The organism is Paenibacillus sp. S-38 (genome assembly GCF_049942825.1).
Lineage (GTDB): Bacteria > Bacillota > Bacilli > Paenibacillales > NBRC-103111 > Paenibacillus_G.
Genome location: NZ_CP187970.1, coordinates 3400292 through 3425621 on the forward strand (window position 1 = coordinate 3400292; position 25330 = coordinate 3425621).

Consider the following 25330-nt stretch of genomic DNA (forward strand, 5'->3'; position numbering starts at 1 on the left):
CTATGAAAGGAGGTGATACGGATGACCAACGATACGAAAGCGCTCAGTGACCAGATTGTAAACGTCAGGCTCGACATTAGGGAGCTGAACACCAAGATGGACGGTATAAAGGACCTAACCAAAAAAGTCGAAGAAGTCCATGATACGGCCAAGGAAGCACTGGCCAGCACCAAATCTGCTCATAAAAGAATCGATGAATTGGTGCCGGTCAGCACTCTCGTAATTCAGAATGAAAAAGAAACAGATCGAGCAAATAAGCGGTTAGATTTCTACGATAAGCTGGCATTTTGGTTCGGTACATCGATCCTGGGCAGCGTAATCTTAGGTGGCTTGGGACTGTGGAAGACTTATAAGCCGTAAGGAGATCATGATGATAACCATTAAGCAAAAATTCATCCCAGTAGGGAGTCCGAACCGTCCAGGACGTCGGCGCCAAGCGCGCGGCGTCCTTTTTCATACTACAAATAACTGGAAAGATGGTGCGGGCGATGAAATGCATGGGGAGTACATGGCCACGGTTAAGGACCGGGTTGTCAGCTGGCATGTGACGGTAGATAAGGACAGTGCCACTCAGCATATTCCCTTTGATGAGAATGCTTACCACGCCGGCGATGGTAACGGGGTCTATAACACTTACTGGATTGGGGTAGAAATTGCTTGTGAAGCCGTAGAGCCTGGTGAGCCGCTTGACTTGCCAACATACCGCAATGCCGTTGATGTGGTTGCCCAGATCATGCTGCAACAGGGATTCGAATCATGGGAGCAGTTGCAGCCCCACAAAGTGGTTTACGGCAAAGATTGCCCACATCATACGTTATTTGATCATGACAGATTCAAGAGAGATGTGTTTGAAAGGATGGGGATAAAATTGCTTCCTGCGGTCGTGAAGGAACGGATTTATTCTATGAACGGCGTGCTTAAGCGCTGCGATGGGGACTACAAAATCAAGGCGACTGATGTTCGGTACCTGAAACTGGATGGGAAGAGGCTGCGATTTAAGCTTGTGGCTCGTGCAGGGGCAAAGGTATCGGAGTTGCTTACAGAATATGGCGCCGACTTTGCGACGAATGCTCCGTATTTCTGGGACGGCAAAGTGCTCGGGGATGCAATAGCCGAAGGGCAGGTAATCGCCCAGGCCTATGGCAAGATGCTCAACTGGCATGAGTTTGGAGTCAAGGGGGGGCGTCCGCAGATTGGCCAGCTCGATCCCACGGTACAATGGGATGTGCTTGTGCAAGGGGCGCCTCTGCTTATCGAGGCCGGAAATATATGTTGGGATTACTACAGAGTACAGCAACAGGTCCCCGATGACATTGGTACAAGCCGGGCACAGCGAACGGTGTATGGTATAGACGCCTCAGGCGATCTGCATATAGCGGTCGCGGATGGCCGGACGCAGTACGATCAGGGTTTGACTTTGGAGGAGGCAGCGCTTTACATGCAGTCTAAGGGTTGTACCTGGGCTCTGAATTTTGATGGTGGTGGATCCAGTGTGCTGGCTCAGAAAGGGAAGGGAAGCCTGGGGCAAAATCAAGGCGCGGGAGAGAGAGTAGTGAACCACGCTCTTCTGATTTGGATTGCAGGATCAGATCCGATTACACCGCCGGCATCCCCCCCTAATGAAGAGTGGAAGCAAAAGGCTATCACCTGGCTGACGGAGCGCGGTGGCATTGAAAGTCCGCATGACCCCAATGAGCCAGTGGAATTCGCTGAACTCGCTGTCGTGCTCAAAAATTTATTTGAAAAAGGGGCGATTTAATCATGATCTCTGAAGTCATTCAGCCGTACATTAGTGATATTTTTCAGACGGTGTTGACTATTGCAACTTTACTCGTTCTCGCGGGACTACGGCAAGTTAGGAAGAAGGCCGTGGATCTGTACAATGCGCAGACGACGAATGAGCAGCGCGAAGTATTGAAGAAGGTGGGTGTAGAGGCTTTTGCCCACGCAGAGACTCTATTTAAAGGGATGGGCGGTGAGGCCAAGCTTTCGGCTGCATTAGATTACGCTTCCCAAAAACTCGGTGAGTTTGGGTTCAAACTTACGTCCGAAGAAATTAAGGCATCGATCCATAAAGCGTGGTTGGACCATAATGCGAAGGTTAAGCCTACAAAGCTAATTGATTCGGGTACCAGTAGTGATCAGAAAGTAGTATAATGCAAATCTCCCACGCACTAAGCGTGGGAGTTCTTTTTTTGTTTAAAGGTTTAATGCTACACATTATAACTTCCATTATTTGTTGATTGATATAGATTTAGGTTAGAATGTTAGAGTGTTAGTGTATCTATTGGGGATGGCTTTGTTGCTCTATAAAATACAATAAAGGGGGGCCATGAAACAATGAGAAAGTTATTATCAAGCTTTTGTATCATTTTGTGTTTACTTGTTTTGAGTGGTTGTAATGATAAAAATATATATTCTGGTATTGAGAAAGATAATATACAAGAAATATCAAAGAACAAGAACATTGAATTTGTACATGAATATAAAGGGAGCGGTAATCACTGGGCTGCCATTCATATAGTCTACAAGATAGAAGGGGAAGAAAAGCACAAAATTAAACACTTTATCAAGTACATTGGTGGTAAACCCAAACCAACTGGTCAAATTAGTTATACTTATGAAACTGTAGGTAATTCCGGGAGCGGTTCTTTTGTGATTGAAAAGCCTAAAGATGACATTTATTCATTAGGTTCCACAGAAAGTAATGGCGCCATTCCTCTAATAGATTCTGTGATTAAAATGGAAATAACATGGAATGGAAACACGGAAGAACTAGAGTTAAAAATAAGTCCAGAAGGTCAAGAAAATAAGCCTAACGGCGAGTAAAAGGCAGTAGCTCTCCCTCTGGCCGTTAAATCCATTCTTCATCCTCCTTTGGCGAAAAAAGGCTGCCATAACCGGCAGCCGAATGCTTCATTGAACTAAAGTTTCCAGATAGGGAACTGGCGACACAAACATAAGTGCTTTCGCGACATTCTTACTTTTTCAGCAATCGTCTCTTAATTAATCTCAAGTATTTTCTTCATATACTCTTTAAATCCATCATTTTTCCAGAAACCCAGCCGAATTCCATCAATTCCTCTAGTCATTAGAATATAGTAAATATTCAACACAAATAAGGTAAACTCTTGTGCATTTTCCGGGCTTTCATCGTCCTTGGAGAACTTGCCGTTTACATTATGAAAATTCTCTGGATTGCCGAATAACCGGCCCTGTGTGTTGACTTGAAGGTCATTTCCGATTAAGACGCCTACTTTATTCAAGTCGATTCCCTGAACTGCAAAGACGGAGCCAATTTGTTCCTCGGCATCAGCATCTTCAGAATGAACCCAATTTTCTTGCGTGGAATTCCATCTTCGTTTGATATTTCCTTCATGCCAATGAGTGATTAATGGGTCTTTACCATCCGCTTGCTTCCAAGGTTCAACTAATCCACCTAGCACGCGATTAATATGTTCAGGATTGAAATTTCTGTCTTCTTCCACCCAATCAATCAAATTCCGTAAAGGTTCTGTTTCAAAATATCCAAAATAAGCATCAACATTTCTATCTTGGAACACAGCTCTGTCAAAGTTCGGGTTAAAATTCGTTTGTTCTAATAGACCTGTATCCTTATATAGAAGATATTTTATGCCATTTACGTAGTCTTCTGATGAATAGTTCTTTCCTGCTGGAGCTTGGATTCTAAATTGCGTACTTAAGTATCTCTTTTCAAATCCTTTGGTTGCCTCATTGAATTGCGCTCGTGTCATATTGGCAGGGCGAATAGCTTGCAATACGTCATACATTAACACGATTTGACGGCCTATTTTTATTAAAGCCTCCAAGTGGTTCTCATCCTGGGCAAATCTTCCCTTATACACTTTGTTGAAAGATGCCATCTGCTTGGAAAACTTTCTGGAAAGTTTATGAGATTCGTCAACAATAACAACATCATAGTTCTCATTAGCACTAATCAGCTGTGTCGAGGTAGCAATTGTCAGGTTACTGTTGTTCATTCCATATACTCTAAAGATATCCTTTGCCGTTTCAATCCAATTTGGCTGCAAAACGACCGCTATTCGTTGATTAGGTTTTTCTTTCAATAACTTAGCGACCAAATGAGTAAGCAATACGGTTTTGCCAGTCCCTGCATCGCCATTAATCACAAAGCTTTGATCAGGATTCGATTCAATCTCCTTAAGAAAGTCCATTTGCTGAATTGTTAATTCTTTAATTGGGCTATATTTCACCAGTGCTCTATTACGCAACTTCTCTAAAGTGGGTGTGCTTACCCATCCGTTAGGGTATAACTCTTTTTCCCAAAAAGGCAAAATGACTTCTGAAGCAACCCTTTCTCGATCTCTGTAGTCATTGACGCTGTTGCCATTGGTTCGATTTATTATCTCATCATTATCATATTGAACCAACTGCTTTTTAGATTTTGGATTGTCGGCCATAAAGTAGGTTATCAACTGGCTTTCGACATCATCTAAGGCTGAACCGTTGAAATAGGATGAAATAAGAATAATTACTTGGTCGAAGTCTGCTACATTAAATTTTTCCTCTTTACCATTATAGTGTTGCTTATTCCGCTCAATAAATTGTTTTGTTTGTCCAATGTAAATCTTTTTCGATTTCGTACTTTTGTAGATATATACGATATTTCCAGTTCTAAGTGTATTTTGTTCAGGTTGGCGAAGTTTTTCGAAACCTTCCAATTCACCACTTTTCACTTTCAATGTTATACAGTGGTACTTAGCCATTACCTAATCCACCTCATCCAATTCATTATATTTCTTTTTTTGACCAAAGCTATTGGGAACAGGATATTTTTGGGCATTCTTTATTAATTTTTCAGCGATGATTTCATCAATATCAAACCCTAGATTATCGGCCATCATATAAGAGTAAATCAGCACATCTGCCAGTTCTTCTTTAAGTCGTTCAAGATTTTTCTTGGATTCCTCTGGTGTTTTCCATTGAAATAATTCCAATAATTCATTTGCCTCTAAAGAGATGGAAATGGCCAGATCTTTTTCATTATGAAATTGCCGCCAGTTTCGCTCATCTCTAAATTGATTAATCCGCAGCATTGAGTCACTCATATTAATTCCCTTCCCCAAAATGTTACTTTAACTCTTAATTATTGAACCAGATACGGTTTTTTTCTAGCAATACCTCAATATTGATACACATATTAGTTTATATTGCGAACCTTACTTCTTCAACCATTCTGCTCGAATGAACTTTGGAAAGTGTACCCATCTGCCGATATAAATTATGGAGGTGGATCTGGATGATAAAAGTAGAACGAAATGCGCTCCAACCTGGCAGACTGATAATCGTGTACTACGATTTGGGAGAGGGAGAAGAAACGAGTGTAGGGCATTTTAAAGAAATCAGCATCGACATACTCGAAGAGTGTTCGTCTGCATTCATAATTCTTGAGGGCATAGACGAGGGTGTCATGGGTATTAATCTGGAGTGTGTAAAAAATGTTATTCCAGCTTGATAAAACTCAAGCTGTTCGCATATAATGCGAACAGAGGTGATTTACGGATGCTGCAGGATATTGAGCGTAAGGTGCTTAGGATCATAGCGAATTATTGGAGCGGCCGGCACCGCTGTCCTTCGATCGATGAGCTAATGATTAAGACAGGACGCAGTAAAAAAGGTATTTACAGGGTGCTCGAGGTGCTCGCAAAAGAGGAGTACATCGAATGGTCGCCTACGGTGCCTCAGGTGATGCTCGTCATCGATCCATACGAGAGAGATGCTCCGATTAGATGGGCGCAGCCTACACGAACACAAACCCAATATTTTAACGACTAAGAGACCCCCCTGGTTATCAAGGGGCCTCCTTGTCGTTTCAGGACCAATCCCCTTAAACACCTTCCTTGGATCCTTTCTCATGTAGTGATGCTACTTTTTGATAAACGCATTGAGTCCCACTGGGTAATGAATGAATAGGAGGAGAAATCAGAAGTCGATACGATGGGGGAGGTAGAGGAATTACACTGCAACCGGGTGAATGTACATTGTTTATCGCCTCCCTTTGCCGATAGTGGAGATACACTTAAGAATACACGAATATATAACGTGAAAAAGGAATACCTCCAGAGTGATGAAGGGTATCTCTTTTAGTATAGGTTTTATCATGATAGGACGGGTAGACTGAAATTAGGAAGTGGAGTTAATGAACTTGGAAGAATATCAGTATATTTGGACAAATGAAAGAGAAGATCACGTTCTTGTTATTGTGAATGGTGGTGGATATGCAATAGTTAACAGGGCAGACAAGATGGCTCTGATAATAGAAGATGATGAGATATATGAAGCGGTCATAGAAAAGATGCTAGATAATGGATGTGAAGTATTAGAGAGATTATGATCGCAGTTCCATTTGAATTGCTTCGTGTCCTTGTTTGACGAATTGATTCATTTTTATTATTTGACTGATTGTAAAATGAAGTGCGGCAGCTAGTTAATCGAGGATATCAAGCTTAATCAAGAATTCTTGGGCAGGGAAAAGAAGCACGTTGACCTTTGTATGTTTCGTTTGTATAGGTGGGAAAGGTTTAAGGAAGTCAACATAACGATCAATAACAACATAGCCACGTTTTTTGGAGGAAATGAAACGCGTATGTCGAAAGTTTTGTGTTAGTGACAGTTATCAACGATGACTCGAGGTACATTATGAACTTCATTGAAAAGTGGCTACACATCATTAGAAATTGCAGCTTCGACAATACATATAAAACGGCTTGGGCGAAGGCAATCACTGAAATTGCAATTGAACATGAAGCTATTTACGATTCCGATGTAACAATCGAAATTCAACTGCGAGAAATCGCAAAGAACGTACTTAGGTATTATTTCGAGCAAACCATATTCTTTGATCTTCAACAAAGCGCAAATCCAAATAAACCACCAATGATGGTTACGATAGTTAAAGAACTAATTGCTTCGTACAGAACCCGTTCAGGCTCTGTGAAGCCCGTTAAGTGGTTTAGATCAAACATTGAATCAATCTGTCCAGAGGACTATAAGAAAGCTGTTAGCGCGGCTATAAGAGCGTTGAAATCAGATGTTAGTTATCGTTTTTTGCGGATTGAAGGTAAAGAAGTGGACGGGGTATATCAATATGAGCGAAAAGCCGATAGTCTTTACATTCAAGCCGAAAATCTAAACGCTCTGAAGCAAAATAAGCTAATCGTACTCGACGCAATTAACTATCGTTGGACGCAGATGTTAGAGAACTTTAATCACTCACCGAGGCTTTCGAAGAAGGTAAGAATTATTGATGAAGATCAAGTGCAGCGTAAATCACTAAGCAAGTTTTCAAGCTATCTTGAATTTGAGAATCCTGAGTGTGTCTGCTTCTTGTGTTGTTTGAAAATTGAAGGTGAGACACCTGCAATCGATCACGTTATTCCCTGGTCTTACCTCTACTCAGATGATTTGTGGAACTTGGTATATGCCCATCAATCTTGCAACAGTAGTAAGTCAAACGTGATACCGAGCGAAGATGTGATACAGCGTCTCGAACAAAGAAACATAGCTTTACTTCAACGGATGAAACAACAAGGAATGAATGATAAGCATGTATCCGAACTCGAAATGGCAAATGAAAAGAACTTTGTACGTAAATTTTGGATTTCGTGTCAGGGCTAGTTACTATGCTTTGAGGAAGAGTGACGTAATTTAAAGATATGTACCAAGCATGGGGGCAGCCTACACGAACACATAACAAATATTTTAACGAATAAAGAAGCCTCCTGGTTATCAGGAGGTTATTTGTCTTTATATTTGATCCCTCTGGGTAATGAATGACAAGGAGGGGATATCAGATGCAGATACGAAGGGGAGGTACAAGAGATCCACTTCAGCCAGGTGAATGGATTGAGGTTCATTACGAGGAAGAAGAAGGCGAAAAGCAGCTACAGGCCCGATTCGTAGAATATCAAATATTTACGGAAGACAGGGCAGCCATAGTATTTATTCGTGTAGAATATGAAGAAGTTAGTAGGAGTACCTCGATTGGTGAGGGTACTCCTCATTTTGTTTCTTTCCAAACTACGATTGTCAAAAACATGCTTTTTGACAGACAGACATGGTGAGGCATCCGGTAGCTGCGGCCCCTATGGCATATCCGGAGTGGATCAATGTAACATTTCCAATTTTAAATCGTCGTAAATAAAGAAGAAAGGGGTGGAGTAGCTGAACAAATCGCTGATAATATTAATCTTGGCAATCAGCCTAACTGTCGTGGGATGTCAAAACAAGAAAATGATTAATTTATCCGAAATTTCGAGAATATTCGAAAAACATGGAATACCGTTGTCAGAACCAAAAGGAATGCACCCTGAAAATGTGTTTCTAAGAAATTTAAATGGTGTTGCGCCACAAGCATTTACTATTAATGAAAGCCAGTTAATCAGTATTTATATCTACTCTTCCAGTCAAGGAGCTATAGATGGAGCAAAGGATTTTGAAAATAAAATATCTACGGCAGGGGTGGTTCCTCATAGTAGATATCTAGTAGAGAATATACTATTATATTATGTTCCTGATGGTTCCCAAAAAGATGAGCGAATTTATTTGGTTATCGAAGAAATGAGGTCATTGCAATAAGGGGGATTGTTAGCTAACAATCACAAAGAAAAGAGAGCAGCTTGTAAGCTAGGCATCTTCACTTTACTGCTTATCAAACTCATCAATCTCAGCTACGATGAGGAACAGCACCCCGATCACCAAACAAATAATGGAGTATCCTTTGAGATGGCCGCTGCTGTACTCCAGAGAAGTTGAAAACATTTGTGCGCCAAATCCGTTTGCAAACAGGGCAGCAGACAGATACCGGATCCCGGTCAGAACAACTGCGAAGAAAATAAATGCGATGCCGGCTCCTCTTCGGTTCAATAGAACCACCTCCCACCCTCATTGTAGCGCACCGGGCAAGGGTGTTACAAATATTTACAAATGTATATCCTGTATCCAGTTCAGTTGCCGAACTCCGACTGTCATCACATCTCGCTTTTTAGCCAACCTATAGTTCCTCCATCCATACTGGGATGCCCGGAGACTGATCGAAACATTACACCAGCGGGGGCCGGCCATTACGTTATTCTGACTGCGTTGCGCAACAGGCTGTCATGGTAACGCATATTCCCTTCATGAAAATTACGAACTCTGCGTTTCGAACACGACAAAATAGGAATTTCATAAACGACGGTATTTGAGACGTGGTCGTTCAACTAAAGGGCAGTTATGCTTAATGAAATGGAACACGACAGGCTTATGAAAACTGAACAACAAGGTGAGATAGGTCTCTCAAGAAGATTAATGAGAAATACAGTGGGTGGTGATTACACCATTGATCGGGTTAATTCATTTATATGGGGGGGAGGAAAATGTTATCAGAGTACTGGGTATTAACTGGAATACTGATGTTTATTTTATTGTTTGGCCTTATCAATCATCCCAAGCGAAACTTATACGGAAAATCATTCACAGCAAGCCAAACTAAGATTAGTAAGGTGATAATTTTGCTTGCTCTTTTATTCCTTCTCGTTTTATCATTACTCGTCTTATTAGGACATTAGCACGTAAAGCCAGCAGAATGAAGCTACCAGTATGTATTTGGTAGCTTCATTACGTTAACGGGCAGGATACTTCCAATATGTGTTAATATAATATAGGTACCAAGTGGATGGTTTCTTATAAAATAACCTCCGTTGTTGGCTTCAATTATTAGAGAGGTGTGATCTAATGCATCGTGAAATTAGCATTTTCAATTTCGCTGATGTTACGTTGGAGTACTCCGTAATAGGAAAAGGAACCCCTATATTGGTTTTCCACGGTGGACATTCAAACTGTCATGAGGAATTCGGTTATCAGCCATTGCTAGCTTCAGGATATTCCATCGTCACTCCTTCTCGTGCAGGATACGGTCGTACTTCCGCGATTACCGATTTAGGGCAATCCTGCCGTATTTATAAATCGTTACTGGATCATCTAGCCATTGAAAAAGTGCATGTGATAGCCGTTTCCGCAGGAGGGCCTACAGGAATTGTGTTTTGCTCAACGTTTCCAGAGCGAGTTATTAATTTCACGCTTCAGTGTGCGGTTACAAAACCATGGCTCTCTCAAGAGGATAAAGAGTATAGGATGGCAAGACGTATTTTTAAACCTGGGGCCGAAAAAAGAACATGGGGGATGCTTGCAACGACGAATAACCTATTGCCAAAACTAACATTTAGAATGATGGCATCTTCTTTCTCTAAACTTCCATTTTCAGAAATACAAAAGCAGATTGATGACCATTTCGCTGAAGAATTTCGTAAGATGAATAACCGTCAACGTTCATACTGCGGTTTCATTATTGATTTAGAACAAACTCAACGAGACTATTCTAAGGAACTGGCAGCGATACAAGCATCAACCTTGATCATGCACAGCAAAAACGATAACTCGGTATCTTTAAGTCATCCGGAAAACGCAAAAGCGCTAGTCCCCCTATCGGAAGTATTTATTCTTGACTCGTGGGGACACCTTATTTGGATTGGAAAACACGCTGCAGAGTACGATAATGCGCTTATTTCTTTCTTATCTAGAGCGAACAACACCCGTTGAACTATCTGGGAACGTTAGTTAAACAATCCAGGAGCAGTTTGCCGCGGTAGCTGCTCCTTCTTCATGGAAGTATCGGGGCATTTTAGTTTAATCCGATTGGTTGCAGAACTTCTCTTATCTATTCACGTCTATAACATGGACAAACGGGTTAGAGGAGCACATTCAATGAAGTACATTGTAAGAAGAAAAAATATATTTACACTTATAGGCCTCGCACTTGTTACTGCTGTGGCCTTATGGAACAGCGACAATATTAAAGATGTGCTTGTTTGGAATGAATTTCGTAAAAGTTTAAATCAAGATCAGGTTAAAGATTTAACGATTAATCTGCTTCCCGATCAAAAAATTCAACTTGATAAGAACGAACAAAATGAATTGCTTCGGTTATTAAGGGATGCCAAATTCGAAAGTAGTAATAGGATGAAACACGGCTCAACACCTGACGGCAGTTTATTGTTGCAGTTTAAGGATATTGGCATTTCTGTGAGTTACTATCGAGGTACTGCAGGTGTCAGTTCAATTTTTGAACTCAGTCCGAAGCATATAGATCATGAGACACAATTCTATATTGAAAGTGAAGCTTTAGGTAATTTCATTGAGGCTAAATTGCCTAAGTAGACTAAGCTAACGGAGAACGATAGCGAAATGAGCAGATGGCTACGGGGGCGCATGCAGTTTTGAGGTCAAAAACAAATAGGAGACGAAGAATGGCACGATCTATGAAAATACAAGTGCTACTGTTTGTTTTGCTGCTGGTTCTTGGCGGTTGTTCCGGTAACCATAGGGTTCCCGCCGCCCTGAATAACCCAGTCACTTTAACCGTTTCTGTTAACCAAACTGCCAACGCCGGCATTGAGCAGCCTCTTGAAACCACTGTCAGTACGGACTCTGAATACGACGTCTCCAATCTGGGATTTATCCTGCCGAAGGGATGGAACCTAAGTACCGGAGACCGCTTTTACGCATCCCTCACTGACGAGAACGGAATGAATCTCGGTAGTATTATCACGTACCCGTATGCTGAGGATTTTGACTTCAAATTTTATAAGCCTAACCATAGCGAAATTACAAATGAAGAATTAATCGATACTCCCATCGGAAGCGGTAAGCTATATACGCTAGACGCTGACAACGGTACAGCCGCCTCCGGTCTGACCGGCACACATGACGTCTATTTCGCCGTCATCCCGATACAAGACAAAATTATTAACGTACTGGAATTTTCAAAGCATGATAAAGAGGCAGCGTCCAAAAAACAATTCGTCGGTTTATTGAGCGGGTTGCGATTAAAAAATGAACGCCAACCGATTGAAAAAAGATGACCCGGCATGCCCTTTAGCCCTTCATGGTTATTAGTCGATTACGTTATCGGAGAACGATAGCACAACAACCAGGGAGCAGTTCGCCGCGCGGCAGCTGCCCCCTGGTCGCGTTGAAGTAACGGGCAGTATAGTGGGGAAATATGTTAAAATTGGGATATGCGTGAATACCGTCGTAAGGGAAACTCACTATTAGTGTAATCTACGTTGAGAGCCATTCTTTACGTATGTATCTGTCTTAACGAAAAGGTATGTTATTGAAGGAGGAATAAGATTGGCCTTATTAAAGGAGAGCATAAGCCATAAGGAGCTTGAAAAAATGCACCAGTCAATATGGAAGGAACTCGAAAATAGAGAAGAGTCATTTGCTCGGGAATTTTTAAAAAGACAAATAGATGAGCTGCTAAGTGAGGAAAAGGGATTTAACCTAAAGCCTTACCTATCTATAAAGGCACTTATGACAGCTACATTTGCAGGATTCTTTTTTGTGGTGACCCTTGCTTTGATGATACTTCAACTGCCTTAAGAGTCTGTTTTTGCCTGAGTAGGTGCGCTCCCCGAGAAAAGCAAGGACCGGCAGGGAGGAGAAAAGAAATGTCTGCTTTACCTGAGAGCGCAGTTCCAGTTAAGATGATCATTTATGCAATTTTGACGGTAACTCTCCTTTACGGTGGTTATCATCTGTTTTTGAATTATCAGCACGGTATTTTCGAGAAGCAGGTAAGGGACTATTTGATTAGTCAGAGGGGATACAAGGAAGCTGAGATCGCGTCGATCACCGCCATAAACTCCGTCGGTGGGGATTATGGAATCAGCGTGGTTGTGGAGTTTAACGACGAGCCAGGGACCAAGTACCACTACTTACGAAATAACGGGCTTGTCGATCAGCTGAACGAAATAACTGTCGAGAAGAGAAAGCACGTGGAAGCGCCACAAACACCAGATTGATGACAAACTCGAAAAGATGCCCCAGTAAGTTGTTAGTCTGGGGTAGAAAAGTAATACTTAAGCTATCGGGAAACGTTAGTTGAATGCAAAGAGGCTGCCGCGGCAGCCCTTTTTACTTTAAGGTAGCCAGAAGGTTACCTTAGCGTTGTAAATCTGCGTTTTACTGGGGGGACCCCCTGTCTGAAAGGAATAAGAAACAATTAGTTAATAAATTACGTCTTGGAGTTGGAGTTACCCTTGAATCTGTAAGGAGGAATAATTTTGAGTAAAAAGGCAGTGCTCTTGGGATTGGCCTGTGGCTTAGTAGTAATTTCAGCTTCGACTACGGTATCAGCCGCAGTCAACTACGTTAAAGCGGTGTTATTTCCTGTACAAGTAAGTGTTAATGACGCAGATCAACATATCCCCACCGGCTCAGAAATTATTAATTACAATGACCAAACTTATGTTCCTTTACGTTTTATTGCTGAAAAGTTAGGAGCGAGAATTGGTTACCAACAAGGAAAAAACTATACAGATACAAAAATTACAATTGATTTAAATAATGCAAGCAATAACTGGTCATTAACTGGATTGGCTCCACCAGGGAATCATGTTGACACCCCAATATCATTAAAGCTTAATTACAACAGTGGAGATGATGGATCGATTCAAATAGGTGCTGCACTTTATAATGTAGGTAAAGATATTATTACTATCAATAAACCCTTTACATTAAAGGTCTCTATATCCAAAAGTGGCACCAATGAAACAATTTGGGGTGGTGAAATTAAGTCCGAGCAACTAACAATTCCTGGTGCAGACACAAAGTTATTTTGGGGGCTTCAGTCTCCGTATGTGATTTGGGACGGTAAGAATGCATCTGGTCAAAAAGTAGATCCTGGTAACTACTCTTTGGTTCTCTCTGAACCCGTAACAATAGATTACTCACTTTTAGGATCTGAGGATGTTAGGCAACAACAAATCAAAGGTAATAACTCTAATTTGGCTATTATCACTTTGCCAACAAAATAAATAAAGAAAGGGTGAAAGAGGCTCCTCCCAGGAGCGCCTCTAGCCGCGTTGTGGTGACTTGTAGAATAGTTGGATTATCGTGTATATCTGGTTGAGATATATTAAGGGGTGATATTGTGAAAAAAGTCCTGCTCAGTGCATTAATAATCGGATCTACCCTAATAACTGCAACATCCATTTCTTATTCATCAAATTATTTAGAAAATGTATTTTTGTTCCCCGTAAAATTACTTTTTAACGATACGCTCAAGGATCTTGATAAGGGGTATAGCACTTTGAATTACAATGGTCATACGTATTTACCAGCAAGATTTCTGGTTGAGAATATGGGAGGGACTATAGAATATGACCCACTAGAAAAAACTGTTTCGGTCCTTACTGCAGATAGTTCATCTGAAAAAATCTCAACCCTTAGTTCAGTAAAAAAAGAGATGGACTACGAATTAGTGTTGCACTCAGCAAATTCTATGTACAGTGAGAAAAAACATCTAAACATATGGGGTAACTTAGTATACAAAGGTAAGCAATCCAAAGAGATTACTCATGCGAGCTCTGTACTGGTTTTTTACATCAGAGATGAAGACGGTTTTGAAACTGGGGTATATAGATCAGCTGTTGGAAAAAAATCATTGTTAAACAAAAATAGTGAAATTACATACGAACTTCCTCCGGCACTTATAAGAGAATATAACTTTCAAAAAAATAACGGGAACGGCCGAGAAGAATATGAAAACAGTTCGATATTTTTAAAACCTGGTAAATATACAATTGGAATAAATGCTTCCTTTAATGATGGGACTGAAAAAAAATTAAATACAGAATTGCAAATTAATATTCAATGAGAATACTCATTGGGGGTTGTGATTCAACTATCGGGAGACGATAGCACAAAACCAGGGAGCAGTTCGCCGCGCGGCAGCTGCTCCAATTAACAGGTTTGGACATTAAATATGGCGCTGTATTGTGACCTACTCTAAACTGATCGTTTTATTCCGGGGAGGAGTATTATGAAAAGGTTGTTTCTCGGACCCGCAGTAGGATTTACGATTATTTTGGCTCCAGTAGGTTACCTTTTCATCTCTGTCTCGTCTTATCGTTATTGGAACTCTTTTTTCGTATCCTGAAACAAAACGTTTCTTAATATAATTATCAATGTAAGGAGATGATTTTTTGAAGAAATTTGGATTGGGCCTTCTCTGTGGTGTTTTAATATCTATGTCCACCGCAGTTGTTGCAGCAAATACAATTCAAGCCTACTTGTTTCCAAGTAAAATTGACTTTAAAGTTAACAATATATCGTCACAACTTGATTCAACTCAGGATGCCGTACTCAACTATAACAATAAAACCTATATTCCATTGCGGTCATTTGCTGAAGCAATGGGCGCAAAAGTTGAATATGTGGATCCTTCACCTGAAACTGGTAATATGAGTTTAATAACTATATCCAGTAATAAATATGAACTAAAAAAATTTGAAAACACTATTCCTGCAAATGCTGTTTGCTCCCCTTTAAGTCTGGTTTTAAATGTACCCGATGAATACTATCAAAAATCCGAGTTAAAAATAAGTCAATCGAATAATTTTGTTTTCCATCTGATTAACCGTACAACGATTAATCTTAATGCCAATCCGACAGAATTGACATTTGATGTTTACAAAGAAACAGTGGATGGAACACAAGGAGCGCTAGTTTATCAATATAAGCTTCCAGTTTTATCTGGGGCAGTACCATTAAGTTCCGGTTATGAATTAACAATCCCTTGGAATCAAATAGGATCAGATGGTAAGGAAATCACTCCTGGAAATTATATTGTGAAAGTGTCTACTCCTGAGAATATTACTTATACAATAAACGGAGGTACTGAAGTTAGAGATTCTCCAGCAATACAAGATAGAAGATGTGGAAATATAAGTTATAAGGTAACCTATAAATGACAAATAGAGCAGTAGCTGTACACTCTATCACTCAGGGTTAAACTTTGTTGTTGTAAGGGATATGGATGGTGTGGACCTTCAACCATTTGTGACAAATCTGATTGGGTTGGAATCTGATATCGCCCCGAAGGGCTCTATCGTTGGGCCCATTAAGATAAACTAGGGAATTTCAAGTTGTCGGTGTATCGATATTCGACATTACTGATACAAAAAAGGATGAACGTAAACATTATGTTATTGAATCAGAGCCAATTATCGTAGAAGTTTCCTTCTAACGCCATAACCAAGGAGCAGATGCCGCGGCAGCTGACCCGGCGTACAATTAGCGATTAAGCTATCTGGAGACGATAGCTCAATACAGACAGCAGCAGCTGGCCATGAAGACCGGCTGCTTTTTCGTTCCGCTAACGGGCAGGGCAGATCCAATATGCGGTAATATAAATTATTATATTAGGCTGGGATTTAGTTAAATACAATGTCCCTGGCTTTGTTGCTCAAGCTCATTATTTTGGGAGGTATTTCTGTTGAAAAAATACCCTACAAGGGAAATAACTATTGGAGTTGCAGTGACATTTACTTTCTTTTATTTTCTAAGCTATCTGGTTTCATCAATAACTTATGCTTTAATATGGAGAACTCCTGCGGATATGTCTGGCAATGTATCCTGGATTCATTATGGATTAGTCTTCAGCATTTTACCCTATCTGATGTTAGGTTTTTTTATGGCTAAGTTCAATCTCAAGGGGGCTAATAAGAATAAATTGTTTGTTCATGTAATTGCCGAGACCTTCATTGTAGAAAAAATTATTTACGTTGGTATAGCAAGTCTACTTGCCAAGCTGTGGGACTCTCAAACCGCGGGAACTCGTCTCTTATGTGAAGAGCTCCCCTTTTTCTGTCAACCATTTATCAACAAATATTTAGTACTAAGTGTAATTGTAGGAGCAATATTCTATTATTTGGGATGCTTAATCGAAAAAAAGGTTAATCGGTCTTGCACAGATGTCTATCGGTAATGGAGCCGACAGGACATTACTGGGATAGATAGGCCTGGCTAGAACAACAAATGATATTCAATTAACAATGAAGTAAATTGCATGGTTCGGTCGTTAAATATGGAGCTGTATTCCTTAAGAAAAAGGCAGTAGCCTTCAGGGAAACTTACGTAGTGAATACCTCTGACAGCTATATTGACGCTAATTAACTTACTAAGAAACACATCGCCACGCGGAACTAAACGAAGTGTAGGGAGTTGGTTGAAATTTGAGTAAATTAATGATATATGTGCTACTATTCGTATTGTTTTGTGGATTAACTGGATGTACGGAGAAAGGTTCGAAGGAAGAGATAAAATTGATTAAATTAACAAGTACTGATGTTTGGGAAAGAGCAGAGAAGAAGCCGGCATTTAAGGAAAAAACATTCGATAGCCCTGACGATATAAAAGTTTTTCAAGGGGCTATAACGCAACCAACCGAAGTGGTGGAAAATCTTGATTATCTTAGCTTGTTTCTAATGACTGTAGCATTTGAAAATGGTACAGAGAAGAAATATATATTGAACATCGTAGACGAAGATGGGCAAAAAGGCTTACTAGTTGATACAGCAGCCAGTGAGCAGTCTTATATCATACCTGAGAGTATAAATAAAGCGTTAAGGAAGATGATCTTCACTAAGAAAGATCATCTTCCTTAAGCAAGATGACCTTTTGCTACTCCATATGAAAACGAGGAAAGGGTTTTAAATTGGGTGGAAAATAGCTTTGGTTAGAGCTGCGGCATTAAAGTAAAGAAGAACGTTAGCTGAACAACAAACAGTATGAAGCTGCCGGCGCACTTATCGGTCGGGCAGCTTTATTAGGTCGTCGGTCAGTTAAATGCAACATACGCTTTCTTAATAGCGTTTGGTAATTAGGTAATTATGTAAAAGGCCGATATCGCATTTATAGGTTGTGGTTATGAAAGGTGGGGTCATTGTTAGTACTGAACGTAACCAATTTAAGAATGAGTCCTTAAATCACTTTGTTGGTACATCGTTTAATGATTTAACTGTCAAAAACATCTCGAACTTTACCAGAGATCGAGAAATAAGGCCACTGTTTAAAAGAAAGTCTTTATATATTATATTCTTTGCAATGATGATTTTTACTGGTTATCTGTATTTTTTGAAACAATCAGGTAAATCAGATGTTCAAATGGTTATACAGAATTTCTATAAAGGCTTTATCACAAGAGACTATTCCATAGTTGAAGGTTTGCTCGCGAACAACCTGCCTAGCTCGACTGTTGATCTTAGAATGAGGTACGGGGAAATTACAAATTACGAAATAATTGACATATCAGGCTTAAGCGCTAATAAGAAGAAAGTTACTGTAAGGGTATCAACGCGATATCCTGTTGGCGAGGGCAAACCAGTGATAGACACCTTTCTTTTTAAGAAAGTGAACGAGAAATGGATTATTGATATGTATAGCAACGATTTTGGACCCCTTGGCCCGTAAAAGCATAGGTAGTCTGCAACTCAGGCGCGGCCGCTGTATTTCGTTTCATGCCAATGGATGTAGGGGTGATGCGGTAAATGAGAATTGTTGCTTTCTTCTCGCTAATTATTGGATTAACATTTGTTGTTTTGGCTACTATACCGATATTCTATACCTATCCATATAATGATGGTCCCAATTCAGGTCCTTCGAATACCTGGGAACTTGTTCGAATGATAGCTTACGATTTTTGGGCATTGTTCTAAGCTTGTCGTCTAATCCTATCGTGTTGTTGCTTCAGAGAGCCCCCAGTGAGTGGGGGCACTTTGTCATTCCTTAAGTATCAAAAACGGCCGTTTAAGAGACAATCTTTAAGCTGCCATGTATCCCATTGATTTGTGTAGTCAAATCGTGTCTAAACTCGTTCCCAAAAGTATGTTACTTAAACGTGTGTTTATGATGCAATTAGGCGTGTGCCGGAGAAGGAGGGTGAATCGAACAATCATGTTTCAGGGGACGGAGTGTTTTATTATTGAGCAAAATGGAGAATGTTAGTTGAGCACCCAGGGAGCAGCGGACCACCGCGCGGCTACTGCTCCCTGGGTGCATTCATACTCAGGCCATATGTTTTTTTGCTTTTTATTTTTGTCCGTTATTTGTCCGGTGATGTATGAAATTCTATGATAAATAATGAAAAGAGAACCTTTCGAAAGTGCTCATAAACAAGGAAGTTACACCGATATGATGCCAGCTGATTGCCTTCAATAATCAAGTTCGAGATGGAGGGCTAAAGAGGAATTTACAAGGTGTTAGAAGTACTCACGACTGACAGGGGACTGAGGTCAAGTGGAAACTGAACCCGGTTTTGTTGCGTGAGCTGTTAGGATGCTCAATAACCAGTAATTTGACCAAATTATTATAGACGTCGCAGCAAATGCGAATTAATATTGTATAAAACTCTTGTTTCATATGGTAATATTTATAAAAAGTATTCCATGAACGGGGGAAATTTTTTGGAAAATACTCATAATCAATTACAAGAAGAGTACGAGTTTAGGCAAGTTCTAATTAGTGAAATAGATAAAAGAATTAATTCATTCTTTGTTGATTATGAGAGGTTTTATTCTGGCGAAATAGGTATCTTGCTGATATACCCGTTGCTTGCGCTTGAGGAGAGATATTTTGAACTTGAAAGAGCGTCTAGGCTACCTGATATAGATAACGAACGAAATGCAATTTGTTGGTTTATTGGAAATGTATTGAACCGATATGATTTAAGAAATTTGAATTATGATTTTGATATAGAAGCATACACATATTTCAAAAATAACTTATATGAACTTATAAGGGTTGTTTGGTCTGACTATGAATATAAAAAAGCACTAAGGGACATGAATTCTTATGGGAAGTTAATGGTGGAAATAGATGGAAGTAATGTTTTTATAAAATTACCTACTATAAAGAATGAAATACTAGATAAGCGTATTTATCAAAGTGGTATCTATGATAGTGAAGAAAAAAAAGTTGAAACAGCCTTTGCTGGAACCCTTATTTTTTATCTGCATTCATTATCGCCCGAAGATTTAAAGAATATTTCAGAGTTCAAAAATAAGGACTTTATAGAATTATGTATAAAAAGAGTCAATCTTGATTTTCAGAGAATCGGTGGAAGCATTACAAGTATGTACATAGAAAATTATGATAATCTAGTGAGGTTTGTTGGGTTACTCTTTAGTGTTTCATATTGTATAAACTATATAAAATGGTATAACCGAATTCCTATTGACTATATTGATCTTGTAAAAATGTATGAAAAAAAGAAATTTATTGACCAGGTAGTTAAAACAATTAAAGTTCCCCGTAACCAAATTGAACAATTTATTGAGTATTTTTCTTTTTCTCAATTAGAATTAGAAGGTGCATCGTTTCATGAATTTCCACTGGTATTAATTCAAGATAAAATTATTTTTAATCCAACTTCATTTAGGATAAATGACTGGCATTTTACTATACCAAACGGTCATTATTTTAAAAAAGTTACAATTCCGAATCAGAAAAAAACGATGTCCCAGTCAATAGTAAATCTTATAGTAGAGCGTGTTAAAAAAATCCCCAACATTGTTTGTAGGTGGGACAAGAATTATCATAAAGTAGCAAATGAGCAAAATTTAAGTGGAAGTGATATCGATTTAGCACTGTATGATATTGAGAAAAACGTTTTATTGATAATCGAATGCAAATGGCAAGCCAATCTGTACAGTCCTTTATTGAATTACACAAGAGCATATCGTGTTTTAAAAGATGGATATAGTAAACAACTCGCGGTTCACAAAGAATTTCTTAGCAATCCCCAAAACATCGATTATATTTTTGATGAGGATGAGCGTGTCAAAAAATTGTCAGGACAAGTTGAGATACATTATATGATGCTAGATAAGAGGCTGCAACTGCATATTAATGAGATGCATATAATTACTGCATATATGTTACTTAGTTTAATGGATAGATATATAGTTGGAGGAAAACTTAAATTAGATCGACTAATAAGAAAGGTATATTCATTACAAACAACAGTAGAATATAGGGAAAATGTTTTTGTTAATGAATTTGAACTAAGTAATTATCAGGTCAAAGCCGAGGGGTTATACTTACAATATTTTAATGAATTAGTTGCGTTTCTTGGAAAGGATATAAAAAACATGGGTTTAAGAGATTGTGGTTTCAATACAATTTATTATTCCAGTGTTGATGGTGAGATAGTTGAATCCAATAAGTCTTTATTGATTAATGATGAGGATAAAACTGATTTATTGGGGAATACATTCAATAATTATGTTAACATGCAAACAAGAGCTGGATGGTGTATGATAGATTATCCACTCAACGGCTATTACATTACTTTTACAGGCCGTGTAGCAATACCAAGATCAATTCTCAAGTATGAAATAGAAGGAAAGATGGAGCTATTTCTCGATGATAACCTTGTTTATACTTATGAGATAAATAAAGAAGCTGAACCAGATGATTTAGAGTTGAACATTGTGAATATTAATAAATTAAGTATAAAATTACAGTCAAAAGATCTAGCTTCAATTAGTATATTTAATTTAAAGTTATTATATTGAAGTCATGTTAACGATAATTTACGAAAAAAGACACTCCTGAAAAAGAGAGTGTCTTTTTTTCATACTTATGAAGTATTGGCATTCAGAAAGTGGATCATCAAATGGATGACCTCCTTGTTTGGTGCTGCGGATACTCAGATCAATGCCGAGACAGGCAGCATCAGCTCGGATGCAACCCAACTCTCGCCGACGAAGTGAGGTATGGATATACCTAAGAACGATCCGCCCCATAGAAAACCGGGAGAAGCATCGGGTCCGCTGGACACAGGCGGAACCTCCCCGGGGAGGCGGAGTCGGAATCGGATCAAGCTTCGGCCGCAGCGGTTCTTGAATGACGTCCGCGGCCAGTTCAGCATCGAGGCTTCACTGACGATGCCGGCCATTCTGCTGGCGACCGTACTGCTGATTTTCCTGGCCCTGTACGTGTATCACCAGGCGAATCTGTACCAGACCGCCTCGGTGTCGGCGAACCGGACCGCCTATAACTGGGACAACTCGAGGAAGGACTACCGGACCGGCGCTGTGACGAACGGGGAACGGGACAGTCTTTACTGGCGGCTGACGGATGATCACCTGTCGAATCTGTTCAGCTTCATGCTCCCGGTCAGCCCCGCTTCGGTCGGTCTTCCGTCACGCGGGGGAGCGGGCGGCGGAAGCTCCCCCGAGAGCAAGCTGCAGCGGACGGCGGGAGAGCTGCCGTCAAGCGTAAGCGGGGAACTCTCCTACAGCAACCAGGGGCTGCTGCGTTATGTCGGCGCAGCTTTGCAGAAGCCGGCGCACCTTCCGGCGTTTGCGGTCAGGCTCTGGGGCAAGGATGAAGTCCAGGCCGGTGCACAGTCCTACGTCGTAGACCCGGTGGAGACGATCCGGCTGACGGATCTGACCCGCACGTTCATCAGCGAGATACAGGGGAGAATCAAGCCCAAGGCGGCGCTGGCCGCGATGGTCGAACCGAAGGGGGAGCCCAAGGAGCCTGTACGGATTACGTCCCACGCCCAAGCCGCCAATTATTTGCGGCTGCTTGTTACAGGACAGGAGCAGGTGATCCAGGTCGATCCGCAGACCAAGCGAACGGTGGATGCGCTGGATGCCGGCGGTGTCGCGCACCAGGCTTACTATACGTTCAACGAGAAGAACCTGCGGGAGGTCCAGATGCCGAAGGATGCCGAGCTGCTGAAGCAGGGCACTCAGGTGCAGGGTGTGGTATGGCATTTTTTCAAGCTGTCCAAGGCGGATAAAGTGAAGCTGTCGGGCGGCCTGAAGGCGGAGCTCGAACGGCAGGGAATCGTGGTGGTGCTGCATGAGTAGGACTGGGGAGCGGAACAGCCGGAAAGGAGGAGAACGGGCATGAGGAGGATGAAAATGAGAGGACAGCGGCGTCAGGGCCTTTATCGGAAGTCCAAGCGGTTACTGAACGGGCATGCGAAGCGATTATGGACATGGTTCGGAGCTGAGGGCCCTACGCTGCATTCCGCGTCAAACCGCAGGATGGCCCCCAAGGAAGGCGGTCAATGGAACATGAGAAGGATGCGGGTACCGGGCACGGCAGCGAGCAGGATGAAGGCACCGGTAACGACGATGACGCTTGCCCCTCGGTTGAATGCCGATCGCCTCATCGGTCATCTGAAGGAAGAGACCGGTGCCGTGTCGACCTACCTGATCCTTATTCTCATCCCGGTCTTTCTGCTCTGCGGCCTGCTGATCGACGTAGTCCGCTGGAAGACGGCGCAGAAGGAAGCCGAGAATGCGGTCAAGGCGGGCGTTCGCTCCTCCATGTCGGCCTTCTCTCCGGCTCTGCAGGCGTACGGCTTGTACGGTCTTCCTGAGGAGAGCAAGGCAGGGGATATTTTCGCAAAAACCGTGGTGGGCAATCTATCCACGCCGGAGGAAGCCGGTGGGTTCCGGTTCATTGATCAGAAGATGGTCGAAGGCTCCGCCAAAGTGACGCCGATGTATTCGCTGGCGAACCACGAACAGCTGAAAGGTCAGATCTTGGAGGAAATGAAGTACCGGGCGCCGATCATCTACTCGCTGGAGCTTAGCGACAAGCTGAAGAAAACGGGTGTGGCCGGAAGTCTCGGCCAGGCTGCCCAGTTCACGGAGAATGCGGCGAAGATCGAGAAGCTGCTGAACGAGCGGGACGCTAAGCTCGGGGAAGCGTGGGACCAGTTCCTGCGCATCCGGCAGATGTCGCTTGATGCGCATCCGTTTTATACGGCTCAGCTCCGCGATCTCAATGAGCTCAGCGGGCGCATCGGGATCCATACGATCGAAGAGGTGCGCCAGTCGCTGCAGAACGTAAAAACGGAGATTGCCTCGCTGAAGAACCAGATCTCCTCCATCAACGGCTCGATTGCGTCGCTTGCCATGGCGGGGCCCGCCGCCGCCCAATCCATCTCGGCATTGATCCAGGAAAAGCAGGCTCTGCAGGACCAAGTTACGGAGGCTACCGCCATGATGGCCGATCTGGAAGCCCTGATGCAGGACATTCTCAGGTATGCGCAGCTGATCGCCGTTCTGAAGGTCAAAGCGCAGAAGGACTATGAGGATTTGTCCGGGCGCAAGGATGTGTTCCTGGCGGCGATGAAAGCGGCCAAAGCCTCCAACGACCAGCTCAATGCCGAGCTGGGCAGCGTCGCAGGCAGCGGGACAGCCTCCGGCAGCGAGGCGGTGTACGCCAGTGTGCAGCGGTTCGACCGGCAGGAGCTGGATACTTGGGAAGCGGGCGTCAGCGCTGCGGTGTCCCTTTTCTCCGGTGTGAACGCCCAGATCGGCGACGGCCTGATGTTCACGCAGCAGAAGTATGCGACCACAACGGCAGGGCTGGACAGCTTCCACCAGCAGGTGGGGGCGCTGTACACCAAGCATAAGGCTTCCCAGGAGGAGCGGACCAGCCGCAATCAGCGCGTGGATGCCGCGAAGCGGGAGGAGCGCACGAAGACCGGTGTGGTGCTGGATAAGGTCAAAAGGGGCATCGGCGGCTGCAGCATCATGTCCGGCGTGGATCCTCACGAAGCCCTGTACCACTCTCTGCTGGGTAACCCTGCAGCCGCAGAGGATGCCGGCTTCTACGGCGCCTACATGGCTCTCAACCAGGCAGGCAGCCCGGACACCTCCGTTCCGTCAGTGGATTTGGACTCGGCCGACGGTGCCGGACTCAGTGCATTGAAGCTGGTCTCGTCGCTTGGCGATCTGCTCGGCGAGGTACGCGACGAATTTTACATCGACGAGTTTGCCGTGAGCAAGTTCAGCTACCGGACGCTCGGACTGCACAAGGATCCGCACGGCCGGGTGATCGTATCCAAGGAGCTGTCCCAGCCGGAGCAGCATCCGCTGACGAACCAGGAAGTCGAGTTCCTGCTCTATGGAGCCCGCTCCTGTGCCGGCAACTACTCGCTGGCCTATGCCGAGCTGTTCTCCTTCCGCCTGGCGGTAGGGACAGCCGAAGCGCTGACCGAGCCGCGCAATGAGGCGCTGGCCGCCGGCTCGCCGATGCTTGTCGTCCTGGCGGCCGTCACGGAAGGGGCGCTGCGGGCCCAGGAGGATCTGGAGAAGCTGATTCACGGGGAAGCCGTACCGCTCTCCCGCAAGTTTACGAACAACCTGCTTACGCTGAATTACAAGGATTATCTCCGCATCTTCCTGCTCATGCACAGCCGGGAGCCGGTACTGCTGTCCCGCCTTCAGGCGCTGCTCCAGCTGAATACGGAGCTGGATCTCGCCTCGGCGAACACTTATATTTCGGGCAGGGCCGCCACATCGCTTCGTCTGTGGTTTCTGCCTTCCATTATGCGGACACTTGGCCGGTCTGAGTTCGGGGGCTGCGTTCCGAGCGGAAGCCGGTGTGAGCTGACACAAACCGCGGATTTTGCTTATTAGCTATGGAA

General features: G+C 42.5%; 27 protein-coding genes. 24 read left to right on the forward strand and 3 right to left on the reverse strand.

The window, feature by feature from the left end; translation table 11 throughout:
* Positions 1-21 precede the first annotated feature (21 nt).
* The 4 genes from ACP26L_RS15745 to ACP26L_RS15760 all read left to right on the forward strand — a co-directional run bounded on the left by ACP26L_RS15745 (position 22) and on the right by ACP26L_RS15760 (position 2829).
* On the forward strand, positions 22-360 hold the full coding sequence (locus ACP26L_RS15745; RefSeq protein WP_014369008.1) for a hypothetical protein: 339 nt from the start codon (positions 22-24) through the stop codon (positions 358-360).
* A gap of 7 nt (positions 361-367) precedes the next feature.
* Positions 368-1759 (forward strand): phosphodiester glycosidase family protein, encoded by a 1392-nt coding sequence (locus ACP26L_RS15750; protein ID WP_426453869.1) that lies wholly within the window; start codon positions 368-370, stop codon positions 1757-1759.
* 2 nt (positions 1760-1761) lie between these two features.
* Positions 1762-2157, forward strand: coding sequence for a phage holin, LLH family (locus ACP26L_RS15755; RefSeq protein WP_426453871.1), 396 nt, complete (start codon positions 1762-1764; stop codon positions 2155-2157).
* Positions 2158-2340: 183 nt separating this feature from the next.
* On the forward strand, positions 2341-2829 hold the full coding sequence (locus tag ACP26L_RS15760) for a hypothetical protein (protein WP_426453873.1): 489 nt from the start codon (positions 2341-2343) through the stop codon (positions 2827-2829).
* 173 nt (positions 2830-3002) lie between these two features.
* Here ACP26L_RS15760 and ACP26L_RS15765 read toward each other — a convergent pair whose 3' ends face one another.
* Together ACP26L_RS15765 and ACP26L_RS15770 are read right to left on the reverse strand one after the other, a co-directional pair.
* Positions 3003-4748 (reverse strand): DNA/RNA helicase domain-containing protein, encoded by a 1746-nt coding sequence (locus ACP26L_RS15765; protein ID WP_426453875.1) that lies wholly within the window; start codon positions 4746-4748, stop codon positions 3003-3005.
* 3 nt (positions 4749-4751) lie between these two features.
* Positions 4752-5090, reverse strand: coding sequence for a nucleotide pyrophosphohydrolase (locus tag ACP26L_RS15770; RefSeq protein ID WP_426453877.1), 339 nt, complete (start codon positions 5088-5090; stop codon positions 4752-4754).
* Positions 5091-5281: 191 nt separating this feature from the next.
* Here ACP26L_RS15770 and ACP26L_RS15775 point away from each other — a divergent pair, with 191 nt between their 5' ends.
* The 6 genes from ACP26L_RS15775 (at position 5282) to ACP26L_RS15800 (ending at position 8619) form a co-directional block, all read left to right on the forward strand.
* Complete coding sequence (locus ACP26L_RS15775) at positions 5282-5497, forward strand: hypothetical protein (protein ID WP_426453878.1); 216 nt, start codon at positions 5282-5284, stop codon at positions 5495-5497.
* A 71-nt stretch (positions 5498-5568) separates the two neighbouring features.
* Positions 5569-5817, forward strand: coding sequence for a hypothetical protein (locus tag ACP26L_RS15780; RefSeq protein WP_426453880.1), 249 nt, complete (start codon positions 5569-5571; stop codon positions 5815-5817).
* Between the two features lie 364 nt (positions 5818-6181).
* Positions 6182-6376 (forward strand): hypothetical protein, encoded by a 195-nt coding sequence (locus tag ACP26L_RS15785; RefSeq protein ID WP_426453882.1) that lies wholly within the window; start codon positions 6182-6184, stop codon positions 6374-6376.
* Between the two features lie 305 nt (positions 6377-6681).
* Positions 6682-7659 carry an HNH endonuclease gene (locus ACP26L_RS15790; RefSeq protein ID WP_426453884.1) on the forward strand — a complete coding sequence of 326 codons (978 nt, stop codon included), beginning with the start codon at positions 6682-6684 and terminating at the stop codon, positions 7657-7659.
* Positions 7660-7835: 176 nt separating this feature from the next.
* On the forward strand, positions 7836-8105 hold the full coding sequence (locus ACP26L_RS15795; protein WP_426453886.1) for a hypothetical protein: 270 nt from the start codon (positions 7836-7838) through the stop codon (positions 8103-8105).
* Positions 8106-8232: 127 nt separating this feature from the next.
* Entirely contained in the window at positions 8233-8619 is a 387-nt protein-coding gene (locus tag ACP26L_RS15800) for a hypothetical protein (RefSeq protein WP_426453888.1), read from the forward strand.
* 63 nt (positions 8620-8682) lie between these two features.
* On the opposite strand, the gene ACP26L_RS15805 is transcribed toward ACP26L_RS15800, so the two are convergent.
* A complete protein-coding gene (locus tag ACP26L_RS15805) occupies positions 8683-8907 on the reverse strand; it encodes a hypothetical protein (RefSeq protein WP_426453890.1) in 225 nt (74 codons plus the stop codon).
* Between the two features lie 849 nt (positions 8908-9756).
* Between ACP26L_RS15805 and ACP26L_RS15810 the strand changes: the two genes are divergently transcribed.
* The 14 genes from ACP26L_RS15810 (at position 9757) to ACP26L_RS15875 (ending at position 25322) form a co-directional block, all read left to right on the forward strand.
* Positions 9757-10620 (forward strand): alpha/beta fold hydrolase, encoded by an 864-nt coding sequence (locus ACP26L_RS15810; RefSeq protein WP_426453892.1) that lies wholly within the window; start codon positions 9757-9759, stop codon positions 10618-10620.
* Positions 10621-10785: 165 nt separating this feature from the next.
* Positions 10786-11238 carry a hypothetical protein gene (locus ACP26L_RS15815; protein WP_426453893.1) on the forward strand — a complete coding sequence of 151 codons (453 nt, stop codon included), beginning with the start codon at positions 10786-10788 and terminating at the stop codon, positions 11236-11238.
* An 89-nt stretch (positions 11239-11327) separates the two neighbouring features.
* Positions 11328-11942, forward strand: a complete 615-nt coding sequence (locus ACP26L_RS15820) for a hypothetical protein (RefSeq protein ID WP_426453895.1) — start codon at positions 11328-11330, stop codon at positions 11940-11942.
* A gap of 271 nt (positions 11943-12213) precedes the next feature.
* Positions 12214-12465 (forward strand): hypothetical protein, encoded by a 252-nt coding sequence (locus ACP26L_RS15825; RefSeq protein WP_426453897.1) that lies wholly within the window; start codon positions 12214-12216, stop codon positions 12463-12465.
* Between the two features lie 68 nt (positions 12466-12533).
* A complete protein-coding gene (locus ACP26L_RS15830; protein ID WP_426453898.1) occupies positions 12534-12887 on the forward strand; it encodes a DUF3139 domain-containing protein in 354 nt (117 codons plus the stop codon).
* 261 nt (positions 12888-13148) lie between these two features.
* The gene (locus ACP26L_RS15835; protein ID WP_426453900.1) at positions 13149-13901 is read left to right on the forward strand and encodes a stalk domain-containing protein; all 753 of its coding nucleotides are present in this window, start codon (positions 13149-13151) and stop codon (positions 13899-13901) included.
* 116 nt (positions 13902-14017) lie between these two features.
* Entirely contained in the window at positions 14018-14743 is a 726-nt protein-coding gene (locus ACP26L_RS15840; protein WP_426453902.1) for a stalk domain-containing protein, read from the forward strand.
* A 328-nt stretch (positions 14744-15071) separates the two neighbouring features.
* A complete protein-coding gene (locus ACP26L_RS15845; RefSeq protein ID WP_426453903.1) occupies positions 15072-15839 on the forward strand; it encodes a stalk domain-containing protein in 768 nt (255 codons plus the stop codon).
* Between the two features lie 524 nt (positions 15840-16363).
* Positions 16364-16855, forward strand: a complete 492-nt coding sequence (locus tag ACP26L_RS15850; RefSeq protein ID WP_426453904.1) for a hypothetical protein — start codon at positions 16364-16366, stop codon at positions 16853-16855.
* A gap of 247 nt (positions 16856-17102) precedes the next feature.
* Positions 17103-17534, forward strand: a complete 432-nt coding sequence (locus ACP26L_RS15855) for a hypothetical protein (protein WP_426453906.1) — start codon at positions 17103-17105, stop codon at positions 17532-17534.
* Positions 17535-17796: 262 nt separating this feature from the next.
* Positions 17797-18339, forward strand: coding sequence for a hypothetical protein (locus ACP26L_RS15860; protein WP_426453908.1), 543 nt, complete (start codon positions 17797-17799; stop codon positions 18337-18339).
* 992 nt (positions 18340-19331) lie between these two features.
* Positions 19332-21443, forward strand: coding sequence for a hypothetical protein (locus ACP26L_RS15865; RefSeq protein WP_426453909.1), 2112 nt, complete (start codon positions 19332-19334; stop codon positions 21441-21443).
* A gap of 327 nt (positions 21444-21770) precedes the next feature.
* Positions 21771-22751: a hypothetical protein gene (locus tag ACP26L_RS15870; protein ID WP_426453911.1), complete on the forward strand. Its 981-nt coding sequence runs from the start codon at positions 21771-21773 to the stop codon at positions 22749-22751.
* A gap of 210 nt (positions 22752-22961) precedes the next feature.
* Positions 22962-25322, forward strand: coding sequence for a hypothetical protein (locus tag ACP26L_RS15875; protein ID WP_426453913.1), 2361 nt, complete (start codon positions 22962-22964; stop codon positions 25320-25322).
* Positions 25323-25330: the final 8 nt, after the last annotated feature.

What these genes read in the sequence shown, in the direction of transcription:
- ACP26L_RS15745 (WP_014369008.1), top strand. Translation starts at nt 22, where the DNA reads ATGACCAACGATACGAAAGCGCTCAGTGACCAGATTGTAAACGTCAGG.
- ACP26L_RS15760 (WP_426453873.1), top strand. Translation starts at nt 2,341, where the DNA reads ATGAGAAAGTTATTATCAAGCTTTTGTATCATTTTGTGTTTACTTGTT.
- ACP26L_RS15830 (WP_426453898.1), top strand. Translation starts at nt 12,534, where the DNA reads ATGTCTGCTTTACCTGAGAGCGCAGTTCCAGTTAAGATGATCATTTAT.
- ACP26L_RS15860 (WP_426453908.1), top strand. Translation starts at nt 17,797, where the DNA reads ATGAAAGGTGGGGTCATTGTTAGTACTGAACGTAACCAATTTAAGAAT.
- ACP26L_RS15765 (WP_426453875.1), bottom strand. Translation starts at nt 4,748, where the DNA reads ATGGCTAAGTACCACTGTATAACATTGAAAGTGAAAAGTGGTGAATTG.
- ACP26L_RS15795 (WP_426453886.1), top strand. Translation starts at nt 7,836, where the DNA reads ATGCAGATACGAAGGGGAGGTACAAGAGATCCACTTCAGCCAGGTGAA.
- ACP26L_RS15820 (WP_426453895.1), top strand. Translation starts at nt 11,328, where the DNA reads ATGGCACGATCTATGAAAATACAAGTGCTACTGTTTGTTTTGCTGCTG.
- ACP26L_RS15785 (WP_426453882.1), top strand. Translation starts at nt 6,182, where the DNA reads ATGAACTTGGAAGAATATCAGTATATTTGGACAAATGAAAGAGAAGAT.
- ACP26L_RS15770 (WP_426453877.1), bottom strand. Translation starts at nt 5,090, where the DNA reads ATGAGTGACTCAATGCTGCGGATTAATCAATTTAGAGATGAGCGAAAC.
- ACP26L_RS15775 (WP_426453878.1), top strand. Translation starts at nt 5,282, where the DNA reads ATGATAAAAGTAGAACGAAATGCGCTCCAACCTGGCAGACTGATAATC.
- ACP26L_RS15755 (WP_426453871.1), top strand. Translation starts at nt 1,762, where the DNA reads ATGATCTCTGAAGTCATTCAGCCGTACATTAGTGATATTTTTCAGACG.
- ACP26L_RS15810 (WP_426453892.1), top strand. Translation starts at nt 9,757, where the DNA reads ATGCATCGTGAAATTAGCATTTTCAATTTCGCTGATGTTACGTTGGAG.
- ACP26L_RS15750 (WP_426453869.1), top strand. Translation starts at nt 368, where the DNA reads ATGATGATAACCATTAAGCAAAAATTCATCCCAGTAGGGAGTCCGAAC.
- ACP26L_RS15875 (WP_426453913.1), top strand. Translation starts at nt 22,962, where the DNA reads ATGAGAAGGATGCGGGTACCGGGCACGGCAGCGAGCAGGATGAAGGCA.
- ACP26L_RS15790 (WP_426453884.1), top strand. Translation starts at nt 6,682, where the DNA reads ATGAACTTCATTGAAAAGTGGCTACACATCATTAGAAATTGCAGCTTC.
- ACP26L_RS15815 (WP_426453893.1), top strand. Translation starts at nt 10,786, where the DNA reads ATGAAGTACATTGTAAGAAGAAAAAATATATTTACACTTATAGGCCTC.